The sequence below is a fragment of the Oleiphilus sp. HI0128 genome (genome assembly GCF_001635365.1).
On the sequence record NZ_LWGG01001406.1, the window covers coordinates 1 to 662 of the forward strand.

General features: G+C 47.3%; 1 protein-coding gene. It reads right to left on the reverse strand.

What is annotated here, in order from left to right; all coding sequences use genetic code 11:
- Nucleotides 1-662 (reverse strand): IMP dehydrogenase (locus A3763_RS23140; RefSeq protein ID WP_156495286.1); only part of this gene is annotated, 662 nt, incomplete at both ends.

A 662-nucleotide genomic window follows, 5' to 3' on the forward strand; every position in this document is an offset into this window, starting at 1 on the left:
TAGAGTGTCCGTGTGCCGTATCGACAACAATCACGTCAACACCTGCCTGCACCAATGCATCAACGCGCTCTTCAGTGCCAGCACCCGTACCCACAGCAGCACCAACTCTGAGCTGTCCTGCTTCATCTTTACAAGCATTTGGATAGTCTTGCGACTTTTGGATATCTTTAACCGTTACAAGGCCGGTTAGTTCGAAACTATCGTTAACCACTAATACTTTTTCGATTCTGTGCTTATGCAGCAACTCGCGAATTTCGTCTGAAGTAGCGCCTTCTTTTACGGTCACCAGCTTATCTTTAGGTGTCATGATACTTGAGACTTTAGTATCCAAACTGCCTTCAAAGCGGATGTCACGGCCAGTGACAATACCGACCAAGTCTTTACCGTCAACAACCGGTAAACCTGAAATTTTGTTAGCTGCCGTCAGCTCTAACACTTCTCGTACCGTCATATTTGAAGCAACGGTAATAGGGTCTTTCACTACACCACTTTCAAATTTCTTAACAGCACGAACGGTTGCCGCCTGCTGCTCAGCGGTCATGTTTTTGTGAATGATACCAATGCCACCTTCCTGCGCCATGGCAATTGCCAAAGGAGCTTCAGTCACCGTATCCATCGCGGCAGATACCAGAGGAACATTCAAGGTGATGCCTTTCGTCAGG